The organism is Thermophilibacter sp. ET337 (assembly GCF_024733715.1).
Lineage (GTDB): Bacteria > Actinomycetota > Coriobacteriia > Coriobacteriales > Atopobiaceae > Thermophilibacter.
The window spans coordinates 215,930-234,749 of record NZ_JANRHO010000003.1; the positions used below are offsets into that span (position 1 = coordinate 215,930).

The window sequence follows — 18,820 nt, forward strand, 5'->3', positions numbered from 1 at the left end:
CCCCTTCTCTCCGCGGCCGTGCGACGACCGCCGGACCCGCTAGGTGTAGATCTTCTCAAGGCGCATCCCAAAGTCGCAGACAACCTCATAGTTGATCGTGTTGCGCAGCTGGGCCATCTCGTCCGCGTCGATGGACTCGTTGCCGTCCGTGCCGATGAGGGTGACCACGTCGCCATATTCCACCGGGCGCGACGGGCGGTAGGCGCGGGCGCTGTTGACGTCCACCGCAAACATGAACTGATCCATGCAGATGTTGCCCACCTGCCGGCAGCGCACGCCGCCCACGAGCACGTCCATGTTGTTGGAGAGCTCGCGCGCAAGGCCGTCGGCGTAGCCGATGGGCACCGTGGCGATCTGGATGTTTTGCTTGGGCACGCGATAGGTGAGGCCGTAGCCCACGCCGTCGCCGACGTTGGGGTAGAGCACGCGCACCACGCGGCCTCGAACGCTCATGACCGGCTCGAGCTCGATCCGGGGACGCGTCACGTCGGCGGGGTGCAGGCCGTAGAGGCCGATGCCCACGCGGCACATGTCGAAGTGGCACTCGGGGTGCAGCACGGTGCCGGGCGTGTTGTCGCAGTGGACGAGGCCCGTGTCGAGCCCCGCCCCGCGCAGCGCCTCAACCGTCTCGCGAAAGCGGTTGAGCTGCAGGGCGAAGTCCCAGTCGTCCAGGACGTCGGCCGTGGCGAAGTGCGTGAAGGTGCCCGCGCACTCGAGGCCGCGGTGGAAGTCGATGGTGCGCCGAAGCTCCACGGCATCCTGACGGCGGACGCCGATGCGCGTCATGCCGGTGTCGACCGCCAGGTGATAGCGGGCCACGCGACCTCGCGAGGCAGCGGCCTCGCCCAGCGCAAGGGCGAAGTCGGCCGTGTAGACCGCCGGCATGAGGTCATAGTCGACGAGCGTTCCCACGCAGTCGACGGGGGGCTCGGAGAGGATGAGGACGGGCCACTCGATGCCGCCCTCGCGCAGGGAGATGCCCTCACGCACCGTGGCGACGGCGAACTGGTCTGCCCCGGCGGCGTGCATGGTCTTGGCGCACGGGACGGCACCGTGCCCGTAGGCGTCGGCCTTGACGACGCACATCATCTGCGTGCCGCGCCCGATCTGGCGCCTGAAGGAGGCGGTGTTCCTCCTCAGGGCAGCGAGGTTCACCTCGACCCAGGACCAGCGGGTTTCCGGACTCGCGTGATTGTCCATGTCCTCCTCCTCGCCGCTAGGCCAGCTCGTCCGCTTCCGGATACATGACGTGCTCGTCAACCGCGTCTTGGGCAAGGCCGATCACGTCGATGACGTCGGTTGCCATGACGGCGCGCGTACCCCTCCGCTCGGCGGCCAGCGAACCCGCGTAGCCGTGGACCTCGCAGACATAGGCGGCGAGAAGGGCGAGATCGACGCCGCCGCCGTGCTGGGCGAGGGCCGAGACCATCATGCCCGCCAGCACGTCCCCGGAGCCGGCGGTGGCGAGCGCGGCCGGGCCCGGCTTGGGCATGACCGCGCGCTCCACGCTCACGCAGCCGGTCGCCGTGCCCTTGGTGACGACGACGAGCTCGGAGCCCCCGTCCGACCAGACGATCTTGCGCGCCGCCTCGAGCTGGTCGACGAGCGAGTCGGGCGGGTTGGACGGAAGCCCGACGAGCCGTCCGAGCTCGTGGCGGTGCGGCGTGAGGATGAGGGGCGCGCCGCGGCGCGTGACCTCGGGAAACTCGGGCAGGGCACCGTCGGTGAGACGGGAGAGGCAGTTGAGGCCGTCGGCGTCGACGACGAGGGGCGCGCTGGTCTCGAGCAGCTTCGAAACGATCGCTGAGGTTCCGCTCGTCGTGCGCATTCCCGGACCAACGAGCACGGCCGAGGCCCGCTCGGCGAGCTTGGCCACGACGTCGCGCGCATCGGCCGAGATGGTCCCGTCGGACTCCTCGGGAAGGGGGACCACGGGGATCTCGAGCAGATGGGACTGTGCCACGTAGGCCACCGAGGCCGGGACGGCCAGCGTCACGTAGCCGGCGCCCATGCGCGCGGCGGAGCGGGCGGCCATGATCGCGGCCCCCGGGAAGCGCCTCGACCCGCCAACGACGAGCACCGAGCCACGCGTGAACTTGTCGACCGCCATCGAGGGGGTCGGGAGCACGTCGAGGTAGTCGATGAGGTCGGTCCTCCAGGCAACGGGATCGGCGTCGATGACGAGGCGCTCGGTCTGCTCCGCGAGCGGCGCCACCACGATCGCGCCGCACACGTCACGGCCGTCGTCGGCGAGCAGGCCGGGCTTGAGGGCGAGCATCGTGACGGTCATGTCGGCGACGACGCAGCTCTTCGAGGCGTGCCCGGTCTGGGCCGAGAGGCCGCTCGGGACGTCGACGGAGACCACGCGCGCCGAGCACGCGTTCACGCAGTCGATCCAGATGTCGAAGGGGGCGCGGACGTCCCCGTGAAAGCCCGTGCCCAGCATGCAGTCGAGGACGGCGTCCGCAGTCTCCAGCAGGCTCTCGAGCTCGTCGCGCGAGGGGCCGACCATGGGTTGGATTCCCGCGCGCACGGCGCTCTGGGCGACCTGCCGGGCAAGGTCGCCGGCGAGCTCGTCCGGGTCGACCGGCGTCACGACGGTGACGTTGGCGCCGTGGGCGTGCATCGCTTCGGCGGCGACCCAGCCGTCGCCGCCGTTGTTTCCAAGGCCGGCGAGCACCACGACGTTCTCGACGCCGCCGAGCTCCATGACCTCCTGCGCCGCGGCGCAACCGGCGCGGTGCATGAGCTCGGAGACGCTCACCCCCTCGCGCGTGAGGGCGACCTCGACGCACTTGACGTCCTCGATGTTGAGTACCGGCTGCATGTCATCTACTCCTTCGTAGCGTTCTTCTCGTCACGGCGCTCGTCGATGCCGCTCAGCGCCTCCTCCTGCACGCGCTCGAGCTCGTCGAGCACCGAGCGCGCCTCCTTGAACGAGGTTGCGAGCGCGCGGGCCGCCTCGTCACGGGCCGGCGGCACGGGGCGCACGTCATCGGTCACCGCGATGGCGTTGGCCACGGCAACGTCGTGGGTGTGCGAGATGGAGAGCGCGATCTCACGCACCCCGCGCTCGCGGGCGATCTCGGCGGCACGCCCCGCGAGCACCGCGCGCGGCCGGCCCGACTCGTCGCGCGAGACGGAGACGTCACGCAGGCCAACGCCGTCCGAAAAGCCCGTGCCCAGCGCCTTGAGCACGGCCTCCCGCGCGGCGAACCGTGCGGCATAGTGCTCTGCGGGACGCGCGCTCTTCTCGCAATATGCGCGCTCCTCCTCCGTGAACACGCGCCTCACGAAGTTGGGCCGTCGCGCGATGACGCGCTCCATGCGCTCGATCTCGAGCATGTCCACGCCGATGCCTGCCGTTGCCATAGCTACTCCACCGTAACCGATTTCGCAAGATTGCGGGGCTTGTCAACGTCACACCCGCGGAGAAGGGCAACGTGGCGCGCGAGCATCTGCAGGTGGACCACGGCGACGATGGGAACGAGCAGCTCGTCCGGCACATGGGGAATCCACAGGACATGCTCCACGAGAGAGGCGACGGCCTCGTCGCCGTCCGTGGCAACCGCCACGCACACGGCGCCGCGCGCGATGACCTCCTGGATGTTGGAGACCGTCTTATCGTGGACGCGGTCCTCGGGGACGATGGCGACCACGGGGAAGCCGGGCTCGAGCAGGGCTATGGGCCCGTGCTTCATCTCGCCGGCGGGATAGGCCTCGGCGTGGAGGTAGCTGATCTCCTTGAGCTTGAGCGCGCCCTCGAGGGCCGTCGTCGCGTTGACGCCACGACCGAGGAAGAGGGCGGAGTGCGCACGGCGGAAGAGCTGCGCGGCGCGCTTGTCCTGCCAGGAGCGCGAGATGACTTCGCGAATGAGGTCGGGAATGCGACAGAGGTCCCCGTAGCGACGCTCCACCTCCGCGCGCTCCATCTGACCCTGAGCCTCGGCCAGGCGCAGGGCGAGAAGCGCGCTCGCCACCATCTGGGCCGTGTAGGCCTTCGTAGACGCCACGCACACCTCGGGGCCCGCCTGGACGTAGAGCACGCCGTCGGACTCGCGCGCCGCCGTCGAGCCGAGCACGTTGGTGATCGCAAACACCTTGCACCCCATCCCCTTGAGGCGCCGCGCCGCGGTGAGCGTGTCGGCGGTCTCGCCGGACTGGGTGATGACGACCCCGAGCGTGTGGGGAGTGACCAAGACGTCGTTCTCGTAGTTGAACTCGGAGGCGTAGTCGCAGATGACGGGCACCTTCGCCCACGTCTGGATGAGGGTCCGGGCGATGAGGCTCACGTGATACGAAGTTCCGCAGGCAATGAGGTAGACCCGGTCGACCGAGGCAAGCTCGTCGCCTGTCATGGAGAGCTCATCGAGGGTGACGCCGTGAGCCCCCATGCGGCCGGAGAGCAGGCGCTCGATCGCCTCCGGCTGCTCGGCGATTTCCTTGGCCATGAAGTCGGCGTAGCCGCCGAGCGTGGCCGCAGAGGCGTCCCAGTCGATGTCTATGGTCGAGGGAACGTCGACCTCGGCGCCCTCGGCGTCGAAGACCGTGACCCGCCCCCCCTGCTCCAGCCGAGCGAGCTGGCCGTTCTCAAGCTGGATGACATGAGAGGTGACGCTTGCGAGAGGCGTGACGTCCGAGGCGGCATACGCCCCCTCCGAGGTCGAGGCGACCACGAGCGGGGACCCGTTCCGCGCGCACACAATCTCGCCCGGCGCGTCGGCGCACACCACGGCAAGCGCCCAAGAGCCCTCGAGGCGGCGCACCGCGTTGCGGACGGCTCCCACGAGGTTGCCGGCGGAGGGACCCGCCCAAGCGTCCTCGATGAGGTGGGCGATCACCTCGGAGTCGGTCTCGGAGACGAGCGTGTGACCACCTCTCTGCAGATACGCCCTCAGCTCGCGGTAGTTCTCGATGATGCCGTTGTGAACGACGGCGATGCGCCCGCTGCAGTCCCGGTGAGGATGGGAGTTGCGGTCGGTCGGCGCCCCGTGCGTCGCCCAGCGCGTATGCGCGATGCCCGTCGTCCCGACGAGGTTGGCCGTCTCGCAGCGCTCGACGAGCGTGGCGACACGGCCCGCGCACTTGACGCCGTGCAGGGCGCCGTCGGTCCCCAGCACCGCGACGCCCGCGGAGTCATATCCCCGATACTCGAGCGTCTTGAGACCCTCGAGCAGGTAGCCAATTGCCTGGCTACTGCCGGTATAGCCAACGATTCCGCACATGCGGAGCCTCCTCGTGTCTGCGTCTGGGGCACGTCACGATTCTAGCAGCCCGAGGGGCGACGTGGCGTTTTCTCACCTAGGCTTGAAACGGCTTGAGCGCCTCGAGCACGATGGCGTTGGCCTTGCGGCAGAGCTCGTCGGTCGGCGCCTCGGCGAGGGTGCGCACGAGCGGCTCGGTGCCGGACGCGCGCACGAGCACGCGGCCCTGACCGGCAAGGAACTCCTCGGCCTGCTTGACGGCGGCAAGGACGCCCTCGTCGCTCATGGCGGCGTCCTTGTCGCTCACGCGCACGTTGACGAGCTCCTGGGGGTAGAGCTTCACCGGGGCGCACAGCTGCGAGAGCGTCTCGCGCTCGGCCCGCAGGACCTCCATGATGCGCAGAGAGGTCATGATGCCGTCGCCGGTGCACTCGATGTCGCCAAAGATGATGTGGCCGGACTGCTCGCCGCCCAGGCTGTAGCCGTTCGCGCGCATGCAAGCATAGACGTTCTTGTCGCCCACCGCGGTCGTCTCGTAGGAGAGGTGCGCCTCGTCGAAGGCCTTGAACAGGCCGTAGTTGCTCATGACCGTGGGAACCACGGTGCCGGCGGTGAGCCGACCGTGCTTGTTGAGGTAGACGCCACAGATGTAGAGGATCAGGTCGCCGTCGACGACGTTGCCGCGCTCGTCCACGGCAAGGCAGCGGTCCGCGTCTCCATCGTAGGCAAAGCCCACGTCGAGGCCCTGCTCGACCACGTGTCGGCGCAGGCGGTCGATGTGGGTGGAGCCGCAGTCCACGTTGATGTTGAAGCCGTCGGGGCTGTTGTTGATCACACGGACGTCGGCGCCAAGGGCGTCGAAGACGGGCTTGGCCACGGAGGAGGCCGCACCGTTGGCGCAGTCGAGGCCGACCTTGACGCCCTGAAGCGAGAAGTTCGCGCTCGCGATGAGGTGCGCGATGTAGCGGTTGCGACCCTGCATGTAGTCGACCGTGCAGCCGATGGCGTCGCCGGTTGCCAGCGGCACCTCGCTCTTGCCGTCGATGTAGTCCTCGATGAGCTCGAGGACGTCCTCGTCCATCTTGTAACCCTCGTCGTTGACGAGCTTGATGCCGTTGTCGGTGTAGGGATTGTGGGACGCGGTGATCATGACGCCGCAGTCAAACGCGCCGTCGACGACCTCGTAGGAGACGCCGGGCGTGGGAATGACGTGAAGCATGTAGGCGTCCGCGCCAGAGGCCACCAGGCCCGAGACCAAGGCGGACTCGAACATGTAGCTCGAGCGGCGCGTGTCCTTGCCCAGCACGATGCGGGCCTTCCTGCCCTGGCGCGCCCCGTAGTACCAGCCCACGAAGCGACCGATCTTGTAGGCGTGCTCGACGTTGAGGCCCTCGTTGGCAACGCCACGGAAGCCGTCGGTGCCAAAGTACTTCATTGCCGTCCCCTTTCACGCGCGGAACGCCCGGCATCGCCGAGCGGCATAATCCTCGTCCTATCCTACTCTCGACGGGCAGCCGGGCCCCGCGCGTCGCACCGTTTTACAAAAAATGGACCCCCGGACGAAACCGAGGGTCCATGATGACGCAACAAACGTGCCGTTAGCGCTTGGAGAACTGCGGGCGCTTGCGGGCCTTCTTGAGGCCGTACTTCTTGCGCTCGACCGCGCGCGGGTCACGGGTGAGGAAGCCGGCCTTCTTGAGGTCCTCACGATACTCGCCGGCGTCGAGAAGGGCGCGGGCGATGCCGAGACGCAGCGCGCCGGCCTGGCCGGTGATGCCGCCGCCGTCGCAGTTGGCGAGGACGTCAAAGCGCTCGGCGGTCTCGGTCAGGCGCAGCGGGGCAACGGCGTTGTCCACGAGCTGCTGACGGCCAAAGTACTCGATGGCCTCGCGGCCGTTCACGACGACCTTGCCGGTGCCGGGGACGAGACGGACGCGGGCGACGGCCTCCTTGCGGCGACCGGTGCCGGTGTAAACAACGGTGTTCTCAGCCATCGGTTAGGCCCTCCAATCGATCTGGACGGGGTTCTGGGCCGTGTGCGGGTGCTCGGGGCCGGCGTAGACCTTGAGCTTGGTGCCCTGCTTGCGGCCGAGGGTGGTCTTGGGGAGCATGCCCTTGATGGCGTGCTCGACGACGCGCTCGGGGTGCTTCTCCATGGCCTCGCGGAAGCTCTCGAGCTTGAGGCCTCCGAGGTAGCCGGAGTAACGCCAGTACTGCTTGTGGTCAGCCTTGACGCCCGTGAGGACGACCTTGTCGGCGTTGATGACGACGACGAAGTCACCGGTGTCGGCGTTGGGGGTGTACTGGGGCTTGTTCTTGCCACGAAGGATCATGGCAGCCGTGGTGGCCAGACGGCCGAGCGTCGCGCCCTCAGCGTCGATGAGCACCCACTTGCGCTCGACTTCGCCGTTCTTGGCGAACTGAGTCGACTTCTTCACTTGACTCCTCCTACGTACCTACGTGATGGCGGCTTCTGGACAAACCGCCGTGCTTTCGTATCAGAGATTACGGGGCTCTGTGGAAAAGCTGTAAGAGTATAGCGCATTGCGCCGCCGCTGAGCTGGAAATTATCACGCACACAAGCCGCACAAACGCCTGGGCGCGCGAACCGCCCCCCTCAAGCGCTAACATGCACAGCTCCGGAAACGCCATTTTCCGACCTGCGGATATATGAAAGTTAACGGAACTGTGCATGTTATCCGCGCGAGATCGCACGCCCGTCAGCCGAGAAGCGCCACCCGCAGCGCGGCCTCGCGCACATCAACGCGCGCAAACCGCACGCTCACGCGCGGGGCGCCATGGGCCTCGGCCACCATCTCTGCCAGCAGGCGCTCGCCCGCGGGCGCCCAGGTCTCGACCGCGGGGGCCTCCTCGAAGAGCCACGCCGCCGTCCCCGGAGCGGGCTCGCCGTCCTCGAGCTCCTCGCGACTTGTCACCTCGACCAGCTCCAGGCCCTTCTCGCCCGCCCAGGCGCGCACGGCCTCGGGGCGACCCTCGACCGTCGCCCGCAGCGTCACGCAGCGATGCGGCTCAAAGCCCTCGTAGCTGCCGCGCGCCGGCTCGACGAGCAGCACCGTCTCCCCGTCACGGCACGCGCACGAGCACGCCGTCGAGACGTGGCCGCCCGCCGTGGCTCCGTCGTCCTCGAACTCCACGTAACGGCTCTCCCCCGCCACGGGCCAGAAGTCAACGACGCGCCGCGTGCGGTCGAGGCCGCGCGGGTTGAGCGGGCCCGCGGGGCGCGGGTTGTTGTGCGGCTCCCACCTCGGCACGATCGAGCCGCCGCGCACGAACAGCGGCAGCTTCCACAGCGGCGCGTCAAAGCCGTCGAGCACCTGCCCGCCGCGATGCCGCGCCCCGGAGAAGAAGTCGAACCACACGTCATCCGGTCCGCCGGGAAGGTAGATGCCGTCGCGGACGTCGTTTCCGACGGCGTCGGCGCGCGTGTCGCGATAGATGGGCGCCACGAGCAGGGCGTCCCCGAGGAGAAACTCGTACTTCTCGGCCATCTCGCCGCGCGCCCGCTCGTCTGCCAGCAGCACCGAGCGGACCATGGGCAGGCCGAGGTCGTCGTTGCCCTCCCAGCCCTCGACGCAGGAGGCCGATGCCGCGCAGGTGCGCAGATAGGACATCAGCGCGCTCTTGAGCTTGAGGTACATGCGGCAGATTCCCGTGTGGGGGTCGCCGCCCGCGTAGGGCAGCTTGGGAAGCGTCCCCCAGCCGTCCATGTCGAGCATGATGGGCGTGAGGGCCTTCCACTGGAAGTCGCGCGTCGCCACGAGGGCGTTGCCCCCGAAGATGCCGTCCAGGTCGGAGGCCACGTTGGGGTTGCCCGAGAGGCCCTGCCCGATGTAGGTGGGCACGTGCATGCGAACGTACTCCCACCCAGACCCGTCCTGGTCTCCGGACCACACCGCCGCGTAGCGCTGCGTGCCCGCCCAGCCGTCCAGCGTGAGGACGAAGGGAAGCTGGCCCGTGCGCTCGAAGAGCATCTCGTGGCCCTGACGGGTGGCGTTGAGGCCAAAGGAGTAGCCCTCCCCGACCCACTCCTCGTCGGTCTTGAGCGCGCGGACGCCCGCGCGGGACACCTCCGCCGCAAAGTCGCGCAGGTTCTGCCAGGTGACGTCCGGATCGGGCGAGGGCGTGATCTGCGACTGGGCCCACAGGCCCACCTCCACGCCGCGCTCGTTGGCATAGGCCGAGAAGGACGCGAGGTTCTCCACGTTGGCCGCGATGGCGGCCAGGCGCTCGGGCGAGCTCTCCCCGTCCGCGCCCACGCCGCCCGTCATCTCGTAGCCGTTGTGACCGTAGCCGGCCCCGTAGCCGTCGTTGGGCAAGATCCAGCCGAGGGGCATGTCGTGCGCGGCGTGCTCGTCGATGACGGCACGGGCGGAGAACTCGTGGGGCGTCTGCCCGCGGTACCTCTCGGCCGAGGCAACGAGCACCTCGTCGGGACCGTTGAGCGACTCGGCAAGGTGCCCCTCGGGAACCACGTAGCCGCGTCGGCGCCCGAGCTCGTAGCGCGTCTCGCCCGGCCCGTCCGCCGGCGCCGATCCGCGCACGACCCACTCCTGGGCGTCCTCCCGCGGCTCGCGCGACCATGCGTCGCGGTTGTATGCGTTGAGATGCCCCAGGTAGAAGGCAAAGTCGGGCAGCAGCGCGGGAGCGCCGGTCACCTTGAAGTAGGCGCGAAGGATCGACTGGGCGACCTTCCGCAGGCCCACGCCGGGGTCTTCGGCGACGAGCAGGTACGCGTCAAAGACGGAGTCCTCGTGGGAGCAGGCGAGCGCCCCGTCCGTGGCGCCAAGGTCGTAGACGCCCGGGGCAAACGTACTTCTCAGCACGCCATACCCGACGCTCGACCAGAAAAACGGGCTCGGGGAGGCCACGCCGCCATCGCCCCACTGGTTGCTGTTCATGGGCGTGGAGACGATGCGCACGACCCTGCCCGTCTGCTCGGCGTAGCCGTTTTGCGTGCCGCCGCCAAAGATGCGCTCGCCTGGGGCTCGCTCGAGCGTCTGCGTGGAGAGGCCCGTGCCGAGTTCCACCGGGGCCGCCTCGCGCATGACGGCGCGACCGCGACGGCGCAGCGTCATGCGGCCGTCCGCCTTGGCGAGAAGGGCCTCGGTCCCGCCGGCGGAAACCGCGAGCGCGTCGCCCTCGTCGCGCACGGCGGCGACGGGATGAGCGTAGACGTCGGACTCGTCGGGCTGGGCCTGGATGCGCGTGACATGCTCCGGCGAGAGAGGGCGTGCATACGGCGCGAACTCACCTGCCGGGTCGATGGTCACCCGAACGATGGTCTCGTCGAGAAAGGCGATGCGACAGGGCAGGCCCTTCTCGCCGAAACTCACACGAACGTCAGTCACGTACCGCTCCTCCATTGGTCGGGGACATTCTGCTAGTTGGGGACTGTCCCCAACTAGCAGGCGCAGAGAAAGGCGTCGATCTCGGCGAGACGGGCCTGCGCCTGGCGGCGCCCCGCAATGTAGAGCGTGAGCAGCGACTCGCCGTCACGCGTCGAGGACCCCACCGTCACCGGCTCCTCCGGAGCGATGACGAGACACCGTCCCTCGCGCTCGAGCTCCCAGAGGCGCTCGCGCTGGGCGTTGTAGCGCTCGCCCCGCGTGCGCAGCGCCTCGAGGTAGTAGGGATAGCGGTCGTAGCGATGAGACTTGAGCGCAAGGGCCTCCGAGCCGGCGCCGCGCTCGTAGGCGCGGTCGCGCGTGAGCACCACGAGGGCGCGCTCGGCAGGGACGTGCCCCTCGACCTCGCGCGCGCCGGGAAGGCCCATCGCGGTCTCGAAGGGGATGGAGTCCGTGGTGCCGCCGTCGAGGTAGCGATGCCCGTCAATCTCCACGATGCGCGAGACCGTGGGCAGGGAGGCCGAGGCGCGCACCTTCACGAGGTCCTCGGGGTAGCGTCGAACGGGCAGGTAGTCCGGGGCGCCGAAGGTGACGTCGGAGACGACGGCGTAGAAGGGCGTCTCGGACTCGTTGAACGTGTCGAGGTCGCAGGGGTCCAGGCGGTCCTGCACCTCGCCGTACATGAAGTCGACGCCCGCGACGTTGCCGGTCGTCGCGAACGACCAGAGCGACATGAAGCGCTTGTCGTCGCGAAAGGCCAGGATGTCACGCATGGTGCGGCCGATCTGGCGCGAGCGAAAGTTGGAGCCGTTGACCGCCCCGGCAGAGACGCCCCAGATGCTCGAGAAGCCGTAGAGCCCACGCTCCTGCAGCACGTCGAGCACGCCCGCCGTGAACATGCCGCGAAAGCCGCCGCCCTCCAGCACGAGCGCCGGCACGCTGGTCTTCTCGGTTGCCATGACGTCCCCTCTCCGCGCCCCTCTCGACGCGACTCGCAGGAAAAAGCGCCGGGGCCCCTGCGGGTCCCGGCGCGAAGCGTGCATGGTGGAGGTGCGGAGAATCGAACTCCGGTCCAAAGCGGACCCCTGACAGGTGTCTCCAGGCTCAGTTACCGGTTAGGTCTTAGACGCCGCGCACCCGGCAACCCGCGCTTGGCGTCCCAGTCGGTTCAATCTTTTCGAGTGGCATACCGACCACGTCCGCTCGAGCATCTCCCTGAAATGACGTCTCCACGGGAACGGGAGCGATCCCCACTTCGACGCGCCGCTATCTAATTAAGCGGCGAGAGCCAGCTGAGGCTCAAAAGAGTTGTTGTCGTCAATTCAATTTGACGGTACCCCTGTTTAACGTGGCGAGGAGACCACGGCCTGCTGCCCATCTCAGACCCACCCTGTCGAAACCAGTCACCCCCACGGATGGAATGGGAAGACTGCCACCATGCGGCTGTCAACGTACGGGCCGCTCGCGCGACCGCAGGGGTATTCTACCCGTTTTGCCCCCGACCGTGACAGACACCCACGCCCCATGGGACGGATGCCTCCGGGGCATCCGTCCCACCTTGGGGCTAGAGCGAGCTCATGACGCGCAGGAGCTTGGAGGCGTAGGACTTGTCGGTGGCCCACTTTCCGTTGCCGAGGTTCTCGACGAGCGGGGCGCTTCCGCGGCTCACGAGCGAGAAGCGCGGGTCGACGCATGGGTTGTTGAGCGCGTCGGTCGAGGCGTACGCCTTCAGGTGCTGCGCCTGGGCGCGCAGGCCGATGCGCACCGAGTCGGTGCCGTTGCCGCTGAAATCCGCGCCCTGGGCGCCGCCATCCGTGGCGCCGATACCGCCGAAGTTGCACTGCTCGGGCTTGATGCGGCCGCCAAAGCGCAGGTTGCCAGTCTCGATGCAGACCTGGGCAAAGAGCACCTCAGCGCGCACGCCCTCGCCCGCAGCCTCCTCGCAGAGGATGCGGCAGAAGTCGTCGATCGTCGGGGCGCCGTACTGGGCGTAGACGTCGGAAGGATAGCTCGCCCCGACGCCGCGGTAGTACGCGGCCATGGTGCTCGCGGAGACGACGGAGGCGCCCATGATCGGGGTGCGCGTGGTGAGGCCGTTGTAGGGGTCGTCCTCGCCGCCGGACACGCCGACGGGGTTGAGGGAGTACCAGGCAATGCCCTCGTCATGCCAGCCCGCCTTGACGAGCATGTCGCGCTCCGCGGAATCGGTGGTGAAGTTGTGGGAGCCGGCGATGGCGTTGGGGTTGTACTGGCGCAGGACGGCGATCTCGCGGTTGTCGTCCGAGTACCAGCCAATCCCCTCGTACTTCCAGCCCGCGAGCACGAGCATCTCGCGCTCGCTCACGCTGGTGGTGTAGTGGTGGTCGCCGGCGTTGGGGTTGTAGAGGCGGTACACCGGCGTGTCGGAGCGGCCCGGGGCGACCCAGCCCACGCCCTCGTAGATCCAGCCCACGCTCTTGAGGCTGTCACGCTCGGCGGCGTTGGAGGTGTAGAAGTGCTCGCCGGAGTTGGGGTTGTAGAGGCGATGCATGTCACGGCTGGCCGAGGGGTCCTCGACGGTCTCGAGATAGTTGACGATGCCCTTTGCGTCGGCCACGCCGAGCTGCTGCAGCTTGGAGTCGTCGCTCAGGTACTTGTTGAAGTCGCTCACGTTGTCGAGGAAGGCGTGCTCGACGATGATGGCGGGCAGGTTGTAGTTGCGCGCGTAGCGGATGACGCCGTAGTAGTCGCCGTCGTCGCCGTTGGGGTAGCTGTAGTCGGGGTCGTTGTTGATCACCCGGATCTTCACGCCGCGGTTGTAGAGGCCGAGGCTCGTGAGCTGCTCGATGATGCGCTGAGCGAGCGCCTCGCCGACCTCGTGCGTCGTGTTGTTGTACTCGGCGTCATAGGGGACGTAAATCTCGGCGCCATGGCCCTGGCCGTTGGAGCCGCCCACGGTGGAGTTGAGGTGCAGGCTCACGAACAGGTCCGCCCCCTGGGAGACGGCGCTCTTGACGCGATACTCGAGCTCGTTGCCCGTCACGGCGGCGCCCGGCTTGACGGTGTAGACAACCGAGACGTTCTGGTACTTCGCGAGCTCGGCCGCGCAGTACTGGGCGATCTTCCAGGTGCAGGACGCCTCCTGGGTCCCGTTCACGCCAACGGCGCCGGAGCTCACGGCCACGTGGCCCGGGTCGAGGGCCACGACGGTCTTGCCCGCCGCAGCGAGCTCGACGGAGCGGGAGCGGGCGTACGCGTCCTGATCGGCGTCGTCCTGGACGGGGACGGGCACGCCCGCGAGGGCGGCGCCCTCCTCGATGGTCTCGGAGAGCGTGAGCTCGCCGTCGCCGTCATCGGTGTAGACGCGCAGCTCGGGAGCCCCGTCATCGACGTTGCCCGCCAGGAGGGAGACGGCGGCGGTTGCCGTGAAGCTGCGGTAGGAGGCGTCGCAGTCCGTGAAGTCCACGGAGCAGGCGCCCTCGGCGGTCTCGAGGTCGAGGCGCGTGACCTCGTAGGTGCCCTCGTGCTCAGGGACAAACGAGAAGAGCGCGGAGCAGCCCGCGGAGGCGGACATCGCGCAGGAGAGCGTGTCGGCGGCGCCTGCGTTGGCGACGGTCAGCGTGGCGGCCACAAGGTCGGGAAGCCCCTTGAGCGCGACGACCACGCTCTGGGTCTCGCCGGCACGCTGCTCGGCATTGTCGATGTAGAGGAAGTCAAGCACGTCCGACGAGGTCAGCGACGTGGCCCCTTCGTCTGCCCACGCAAGCTGCGGTCGAAGCAGCGTGCAGCCGATGGCGGCCGCAGAGGCGGAGACGGCGGTGCGACGGGTGATGGAGCGGCTACGATTCATGTATGAACCTCCAGGCAAGGGACGCGTCGCGGGATTGCGAGACATCCGTTCGCACATTCCTGTGAAACGTTACGCTGTTTGGCCGCCCCTGCCTAGAGCCGTGGACAAATCAACAAAGAGCTTAAACAAGACGGGGGGCGACCCCCGCAGGAGCCGCCCCCGCAAACGCCGTCAGGCGAGACCGTCGGGTTACTCCTCGACGAGCTCGAACATGTCGGGGCCCACGCCGCAGACCTCGCAGACCAGGTCCTCGGGCAGCTCGGGCGTGTCGACGGTGACCTCCCAGCCGCAGACGGTGCAGCGGAACGTGTACTTCTTCTCCTCGGCCATACGGTGCTCCTTTCGTCGTGTGAGGGCGCCTCTCGCCCCGACCTAACTTATACCCTCAACGTAGGAAGAGGCCTTCGGCGGCGTCTTGCCCTTGAGGATCCCATGATAGTAGGCGTACGTCATGGGCGCCACGCCCGAGAGGTTTCCGGCGTCGGCGACCTCGCCCACGAAGACGAGGTGCGTGCCCACGTCCACGGTCTGAACGACCCGACACGCCACGAACGAGCAGACGTGCTCGGTGGGGTAGGGGTCGCCCGTGGCGGAGACGGCGCTCGCGATGCCGTCGAACTTGTCCTCCGTGGCGGAGGTCCTAAAGCCAAAGCGACCCACGAAGAGCATGTCGGCCGACTCGTCCACCACGGCGAGCGAGAAGTGCCCGGCGCGCTCGATGACGCCGCAGGTGAAGTTCTCCTTGTTCACGGTGACCGAGACCTGAAGCGGCGCGGAGGTCACCTGGAGCCCGGTGTTGACGATGCACGCCCCCGGGCGCTCGCCGTCATCCGCGGACACCACGTAGAGTCCCGACGAGAACTTGTACAGCGCGCTAGCGTCCATGTCTTCTCCTCTCCTGTGGGCAGCGTGGAAAAGGGCCTCCCCTCTCCGCGCTCGTTACCGGTTGAGCTCCTTCAGGGCGCGGGCGATCTCGCGGTCGGAGTCTCGACGCGCCATGTCGGCTCGCTTGTCGTAGAGCTTCTTGCCTCGCGCGAGCCCGATTGCGAGCTTGACGCGGTTGTGCTCGTCAAAGTAGATCTCCAGGGGGACGAGGGCGAGGCCTCGCTGGCGAAGCTTTGCGTCGAGGTAGTCGATCTGGCGACGGTGCAGCAGCAGCCTGCGCTTGCGGTCCGGGTCGACGTTCCAGACGCCGCCGTTTGAGTACGGGTGGATGTGGACGCCGTGCAGCCACGCCTCGCGCCCGCGGATGAGGCAGAAGGCGTCGGTCAGCTGGCAGGCGCGCTCGCGAAGGCTCTTGACCTCGGTGCCCGTGAGCTCGATGCCCGCCTCGAAGGTCTCGTCGATGAAGTACTCATGGTGGGCGGAGCGGTTCTTCGCGATGGTTCGCTTGCCCGGCTTCGCCTGCTTCGCGGCGGCCGCGGCCGCCTGACGCACGACCTTACTCTTTGCCATGGGCCGCCTCCTCGTCCGTCTCGTGGATGAGCTCGAGGAGGGCCTTGGCCGCCGGCTCCCCCACGAGGTCGCGGGCCCTCAGCGCGAGGTTCGCGGCCACGTCGCGGGCCCCCTGCTCCGCGGCGTCTCCCGCGCACATGAGCAGGCAGACCGCGATCTCGGCGTTGGCGCCGTCGGGAAGCCCCTCCTCGGCGAGAAGGGCGCGCATCTCGGCGTCGTCCAGAAGGTCCGGGTCGCGATCGGTCCCGGCGGCCTGGTCGAGGGCCGCCTCGAGCGTGCCGTCCGAGACCCCCAGGGCCCGGGCCGCGCGCAGGGCGGCGGCTGCGGGGCGCGGCTTTTCGGTCGAGGCGAACCAGCCGGCGAAGTTGACGAACGCGCGAACGAGGTGGCGCGCGTCGCTCGCGCGCTCGAAGACGCCATAGGTCAGGGCAAGGTACTCCTGGACGTCCCCCGCCACGCGGAAGAGGTCCGCAAGGTTGAGGCGATAGCTGCAGTCCATGGGGTTCCAGCGGACGGCGCGCTTGAGCGCCTCCATGGCATCGTCGTAGTCGCCGGCCTGGACGCAGGCGAGGGCGAGGTCGTTGTAGAGGCGGTCGAGCGGCTCGCCCACGTCACGCAGCTCGCGCGGGTCCTTCTCGACGCGCCGATACGCGAGGCGCTCGAAGATCGTGGGAAAGCTGAACCACTGGACCTCGTCGGTCGTGGGGCAGTTTCTGTCCACGTACTCCTCGGCGTCCTCGGCGAGGCGGGAGAGCACCTCCCGGGCGCGCTCGGGCTGACCTTGGAGCATGAGGCCCTCGGCAAGCTCGAGGTCGTCAGTCATCGTAGTCTGGCTCATCTATCCTCCCGGCGGCCTTCGCCGCGCACATTCCCTAAAGCGTTAGTCTTCCCCATTATCGCGCGGGCGAGTCAGCTCGGCGAGCGTCGCCCCGCGGGCGGCCGTCCCGGGCAAGCGAGAAGTCGATGCGGCCACGCGCGGGGTCGGCCCCCGTGACCTCCACCGCCACCCGGCGCCCGAGGCCCCAGACCTCCCCCGACTCCTCTCCGGTCAGCGTCATCCGTGCCTCGTCGTAGGCAAACCACTCGTCTCCTAGAGAGCGCACGGGGACGAGCCCCTCCGCGCAGGTGTCGTCCAGCGTCACGAAGACGCCGTAGCTCGCGCACCCCGAGATCACGCCCGAGAAGCGCTCGCCCAGAAACCCCGAGAACAGCTCCGCCATCTTGACGCGCTGCGAGGCCCGCCCCGCAGCGTCTGCCGCCCGCTCCTGCTCTGAGCAGGTCCGGCACAGCTGGGGCAGCGCGGCCGCCTGGGCGCGCATCGCGCGTCCCCCGACCTGCCCGTGCAGAAGCGCCTTGAGCGCACGATGGACGAGCACGTCCGGATAGCGCCTGATCGGCGAGGTGAAGTGACAGTAGGCCGGGGCGCCGAGCGCGTAGTGACCCTCGTTGACGGGCAGGTAGACCGCACGCCGCTGGGCGCGGAGCAAAAGCGCGCTCGCCACGTACTCCGTCGACGTGCCCCGCGAGCGCTCAAGGACCGCCTGCAGGGCGAAGGGGTCGCCCGCGAGCAGCCCCGCGGCGGTGGCGCCGTCGAGCAGGCCGAGCTCTCGCAGCGGCTGCGCGCAGGCCCTGAGGTCGTCGGCGACGGGGGCCTCGTGCACGCGGTAGGCGGCCGGGGCCTCCACGTCGGCAAGCCGCTTGGCCACGCACTCGTTGGCGAGCAGCATCGCCTCCTCGATGAGGCCCGTCGCCCGCGTACGACGTCTCACGGAGACGCCCGTCGGCCGCCCGTCCTCGCCGAGCGTCACCTTGGCCTCCACGGTCTCGAAGTCAACGGCCCCCCGCTCGCGCCGCACGCGCTCCCGCAGGGCGCGCACCTCGTCGAGGATCTCGAGCAGGGCCGAAACCTCGTGGGAGCGCCGCTGCGCGCAGGGCAGTCCCTCGCCACCCATGCGACCTTCGAGCAGGGCGTCCACGGCGTCATAGCTCAGCCGGGCGGCGGAGCGTATGGCGGAGGGGCGCATGTGGGCCCCGACGAGGTTCCCGCGCGCGTCCAGGCGCATGATGACGCTCATGGCGAGGCGGTCCTCGCCGGGACGCAGGGAGCACACGTCGTTGGAGAGCCGTTCGGGGAGCATGGGAATGACGCGGTCGACGAGATAGGCGGAGCACGTCCTGCGCTTCGCCTCGTTGTCGATCGGGGTGTCGGCGGCAACGTAGTGGGTGACGTCGGCGATGTGGACCCCGAGCTCGTAGCCCCCGTCCTCGAGTCTTTGGGCGCTCACGGCGTCGTCAAAGTCGCGCGCGTCGACGGGGTCGATGGTCACGCAGAGAACGTCGCGCAGGTCGCGCCGGGCGGGGTCAGCGGCCAGGGCGTCGGCGACGTTTGCCTCGATCTTCTCGGCCTGCTCGAGCACGGCGCGGGAGAACTCGCCCGCCAGCCCATACGAGGCGACGACCGCCTCGACGTTGAGGTCGAGCTCTTCGGGCGTGCCGACGCGACGCTCGATGGTGACGACCGCCGAGCTCCTTCGCGTGGGGTACTCCGCGACGCGCGCGAGCACGACGTCGCCCTCGCGGACGCCCAGGCGCCCGACGCACGGGTCCTCGGGCACCACGAAGAAGTCGTGGCCGAGACGAGTGTCGAGCGGCGTCACGACCCCCAGCGGCCCCGCCTGGGCAAACGTTCCCAGCAACGTGGTCACCGAGCGGGAGATGACGGAGCGGACGACGGCCCGGGCCTGTCTTCCGCGCTGCTCCACGAGCGCGACCTCGACCTCGTCTCCGTTCATGGCCTCGCGCTGGCCGCCTCGGGCAAGCTCGAACTCCCCCTCGGGGGTCTCCACGTGGGCCGCCCCCGGACGTGAGACCACGAGCGTCCCGATGAGCGTCCGAGCGCGGCTGCGGGGCCCGCCCGACCTGCCGCGCCTCCGGTTGCCATGGTGCGGACGTCCCCTCCCCATGCG

15 protein-coding genes and 1 other RNA gene are annotated in these 18,820 nt (G+C 68.8%); all 16 read right to left on the reverse strand.

The window, feature by feature from the left end; genetic code table 11:
- Positions 1-39: 39 nt before the first annotated feature.
- Positions 40-1,200 carry an alanine racemase gene (gene alr / locus NW198_RS04510; RefSeq protein ID WP_087314935.1) on the reverse strand — a complete coding sequence of 387 codons (1,161 nt, stop codon included), beginning with the start codon at positions 1,198-1,200 and terminating at the stop codon, positions 40-42.
- A 16-nt stretch (positions 1,201-1,216) separates the two neighbouring features.
- Positions 1,217-2,827, reverse strand: coding sequence for an NAD(P)H-hydrate dehydratase (locus NW198_RS04515; protein ID WP_258340175.1), 1,611 nt, complete (start codon positions 2,825-2,827; stop codon positions 1,217-1,219).
- A gap of 5 nt (positions 2,828-2,832) precedes the next feature.
- Positions 2,833-3,372, reverse strand: a complete 540-nt coding sequence (gene acpS / locus NW198_RS04520; RefSeq protein WP_087314939.1) for a holo-ACP synthase — start codon at positions 3,370-3,372, stop codon at positions 2,833-2,835.
- Positions 3,373-3,374: 2 nt separating this feature from the next.
- On the reverse strand, positions 3,375-5,225 hold the full coding sequence (glmS, locus tag NW198_RS04525) for a glutamine--fructose-6-phosphate transaminase (isomerizing) (protein ID WP_258340176.1): 1,851 nt from the start codon (positions 5,223-5,225) through the stop codon (positions 3,375-3,377).
- 76 nt (positions 5,226-5,301) lie between these two features.
- Positions 5,302-6,639 carry a phosphoglucosamine mutase gene (glmM, locus tag NW198_RS04530; protein WP_258340177.1) on the reverse strand — a complete coding sequence of 446 codons (1,338 nt, stop codon included), beginning with the start codon at positions 6,637-6,639 and terminating at the stop codon, positions 5,302-5,304.
- A 163-nt stretch (positions 6,640-6,802) separates the two neighbouring features.
- The gene (gene rpsI / locus NW198_RS04535) at positions 6,803-7,198 is read right to left on the reverse strand and encodes a 30S ribosomal protein S9 (RefSeq protein WP_087314944.1); all 396 of its coding nucleotides are present in this window, start codon (positions 7,196-7,198) and stop codon (positions 6,803-6,805) included.
- A gap of 3 nt (positions 7,199-7,201) precedes the next feature.
- On the reverse strand, positions 7,202-7,642 hold the full coding sequence (rplM, locus tag NW198_RS04540; protein ID WP_087314946.1) for a 50S ribosomal protein L13: 441 nt from the start codon (positions 7,640-7,642) through the stop codon (positions 7,202-7,204).
- Between the two features lie 282 nt (positions 7,643-7,924).
- Complete coding sequence (locus tag NW198_RS04545) at positions 7,925-10,573, reverse strand: TIM-barrel domain-containing protein (RefSeq protein WP_258340178.1); 2,649 nt, start codon at positions 10,571-10,573, stop codon at positions 7,925-7,927.
- A 53-nt stretch (positions 10,574-10,626) separates the two neighbouring features.
- Positions 10,627-11,529, reverse strand: a complete 903-nt coding sequence (locus NW198_RS04550; RefSeq protein WP_258340179.1) for a patatin family protein — start codon at positions 11,527-11,529, stop codon at positions 10,627-10,629.
- A gap of 83 nt (positions 11,530-11,612) precedes the next feature.
- Positions 11,613-11,981, reverse strand: a transfer-messenger RNA (tmRNA) gene (gene ssrA, locus NW198_RS04555).
- Between the two features lie 153 nt (positions 11,982-12,134).
- Complete coding sequence (locus NW198_RS04560) at positions 12,135-14,399, reverse strand: N-acetylmuramoyl-L-alanine amidase (protein WP_258340180.1); 2,265 nt, start codon at positions 14,397-14,399, stop codon at positions 12,135-12,137.
- 189 nt (positions 14,400-14,588) lie between these two features.
- A complete protein-coding gene (locus NW198_RS04565; protein ID WP_087314954.1) occupies positions 14,589-14,729 on the reverse strand; it encodes a rubredoxin in 141 nt (46 codons plus the stop codon).
- A gap of 42 nt (positions 14,730-14,771) precedes the next feature.
- Positions 14,772-15,284, reverse strand: a complete 513-nt coding sequence (locus NW198_RS04570; protein ID WP_087314955.1) for a flavin reductase family protein — start codon at positions 15,282-15,284, stop codon at positions 14,772-14,774.
- Between the two features lie 54 nt (positions 15,285-15,338).
- A complete protein-coding gene (gene smpB / locus NW198_RS04575; RefSeq protein WP_087314957.1) occupies positions 15,339-15,854 on the reverse strand; it encodes an SsrA-binding protein SmpB in 516 nt (171 codons plus the stop codon).
- A complete protein-coding gene (locus NW198_RS04580; protein WP_087314959.1) occupies positions 15,841-16,692 on the reverse strand; it encodes a lipopolysaccharide assembly protein LapB in 852 nt (283 codons plus the stop codon). The genes smpB and NW198_RS04580 overlap by 14 nt, the downstream gene beginning before the upstream one ends.
- A gap of 55 nt (positions 16,693-16,747) precedes the next feature.
- On the reverse strand, positions 16,748-18,817 hold the full coding sequence (rnr, locus tag NW198_RS04585) for a ribonuclease R (protein ID WP_258340182.1): 2,070 nt from the start codon (positions 18,815-18,817) through the stop codon (positions 16,748-16,750).
- Positions 18,818-18,820: the final 3 nt, after the last annotated feature.

What these genes read in the sequence shown, in the direction of transcription:
- NW198_RS04550 (WP_258340179.1), bottom strand. Translation starts at nt 11,529, where the DNA reads ATGGCAACCGAGAAGACCAGCGTGCCGGCGCTCGTGCTGGAGGGCGGC.
- rpsI (WP_087314944.1), bottom strand. Translation starts at nt 7,198, where the DNA reads ATGGCTGAGAACACCGTTGTTTACACCGGCACCGGTCGCCGCAAGGAG.
- acpS (WP_087314939.1), bottom strand. Translation starts at nt 3,372, where the DNA reads ATGGCAACGGCAGGCATCGGCGTGGACATGCTCGAGATCGAGCGCATG.
- NW198_RS04565 (WP_087314954.1), bottom strand. Translation starts at nt 14,729, where the DNA reads ATGGCCGAGGAGAAGAAGTACACGTTCCGCTGCACCGTCTGCGGCTGG.
- NW198_RS04580 (WP_087314959.1), bottom strand. Translation starts at nt 16,692, where the DNA reads ATGAGCCAGACTACGATGACTGACGACCTCGAGCTTGCCGAGGGCCTC.
- glmS (WP_258340176.1), bottom strand. Translation starts at nt 5,225, where the DNA reads ATGTGCGGAATCGTTGGCTATACCGGCAGTAGCCAGGCAATTGGCTAC.
- alr (WP_087314935.1), bottom strand. Translation starts at nt 1,200, where the DNA reads ATGGACAATCACGCGAGTCCGGAAACCCGCTGGTCCTGGGTCGAGGTG.
- NW198_RS04560 (WP_258340180.1), bottom strand. Translation starts at nt 14,399, where the DNA reads ATGAATCGTAGCCGCTCCATCACCCGTCGCACCGCCGTCTCCGCCTCT.
- NW198_RS04515 (WP_258340175.1), bottom strand. Translation starts at nt 2,827, where the DNA reads ATGCAGCCGGTACTCAACATCGAGGACGTCAAGTGCGTCGAGGTCGCC.
- smpB (WP_087314957.1), bottom strand. Translation starts at nt 15,854, where the DNA reads ATGGCAAAGAGTAAGGTCGTGCGTCAGGCGGCCGCGGCCGCCGCGAAG.
- glmM (WP_258340177.1), bottom strand. Translation starts at nt 6,639, where the DNA reads ATGAAGTACTTTGGCACCGACGGCTTCCGTGGCGTTGCCAACGAGGGC.
- NW198_RS04570 (WP_087314955.1), bottom strand. Translation starts at nt 15,284, where the DNA reads ATGGACGCTAGCGCGCTGTACAAGTTCTCGTCGGGACTCTACGTGGTG.
- rnr (WP_258340182.1), bottom strand. Translation starts at nt 18,817, where the DNA reads ATGGGGAGGGGACGTCCGCACCATGGCAACCGGAGGCGCGGCAGGTCG.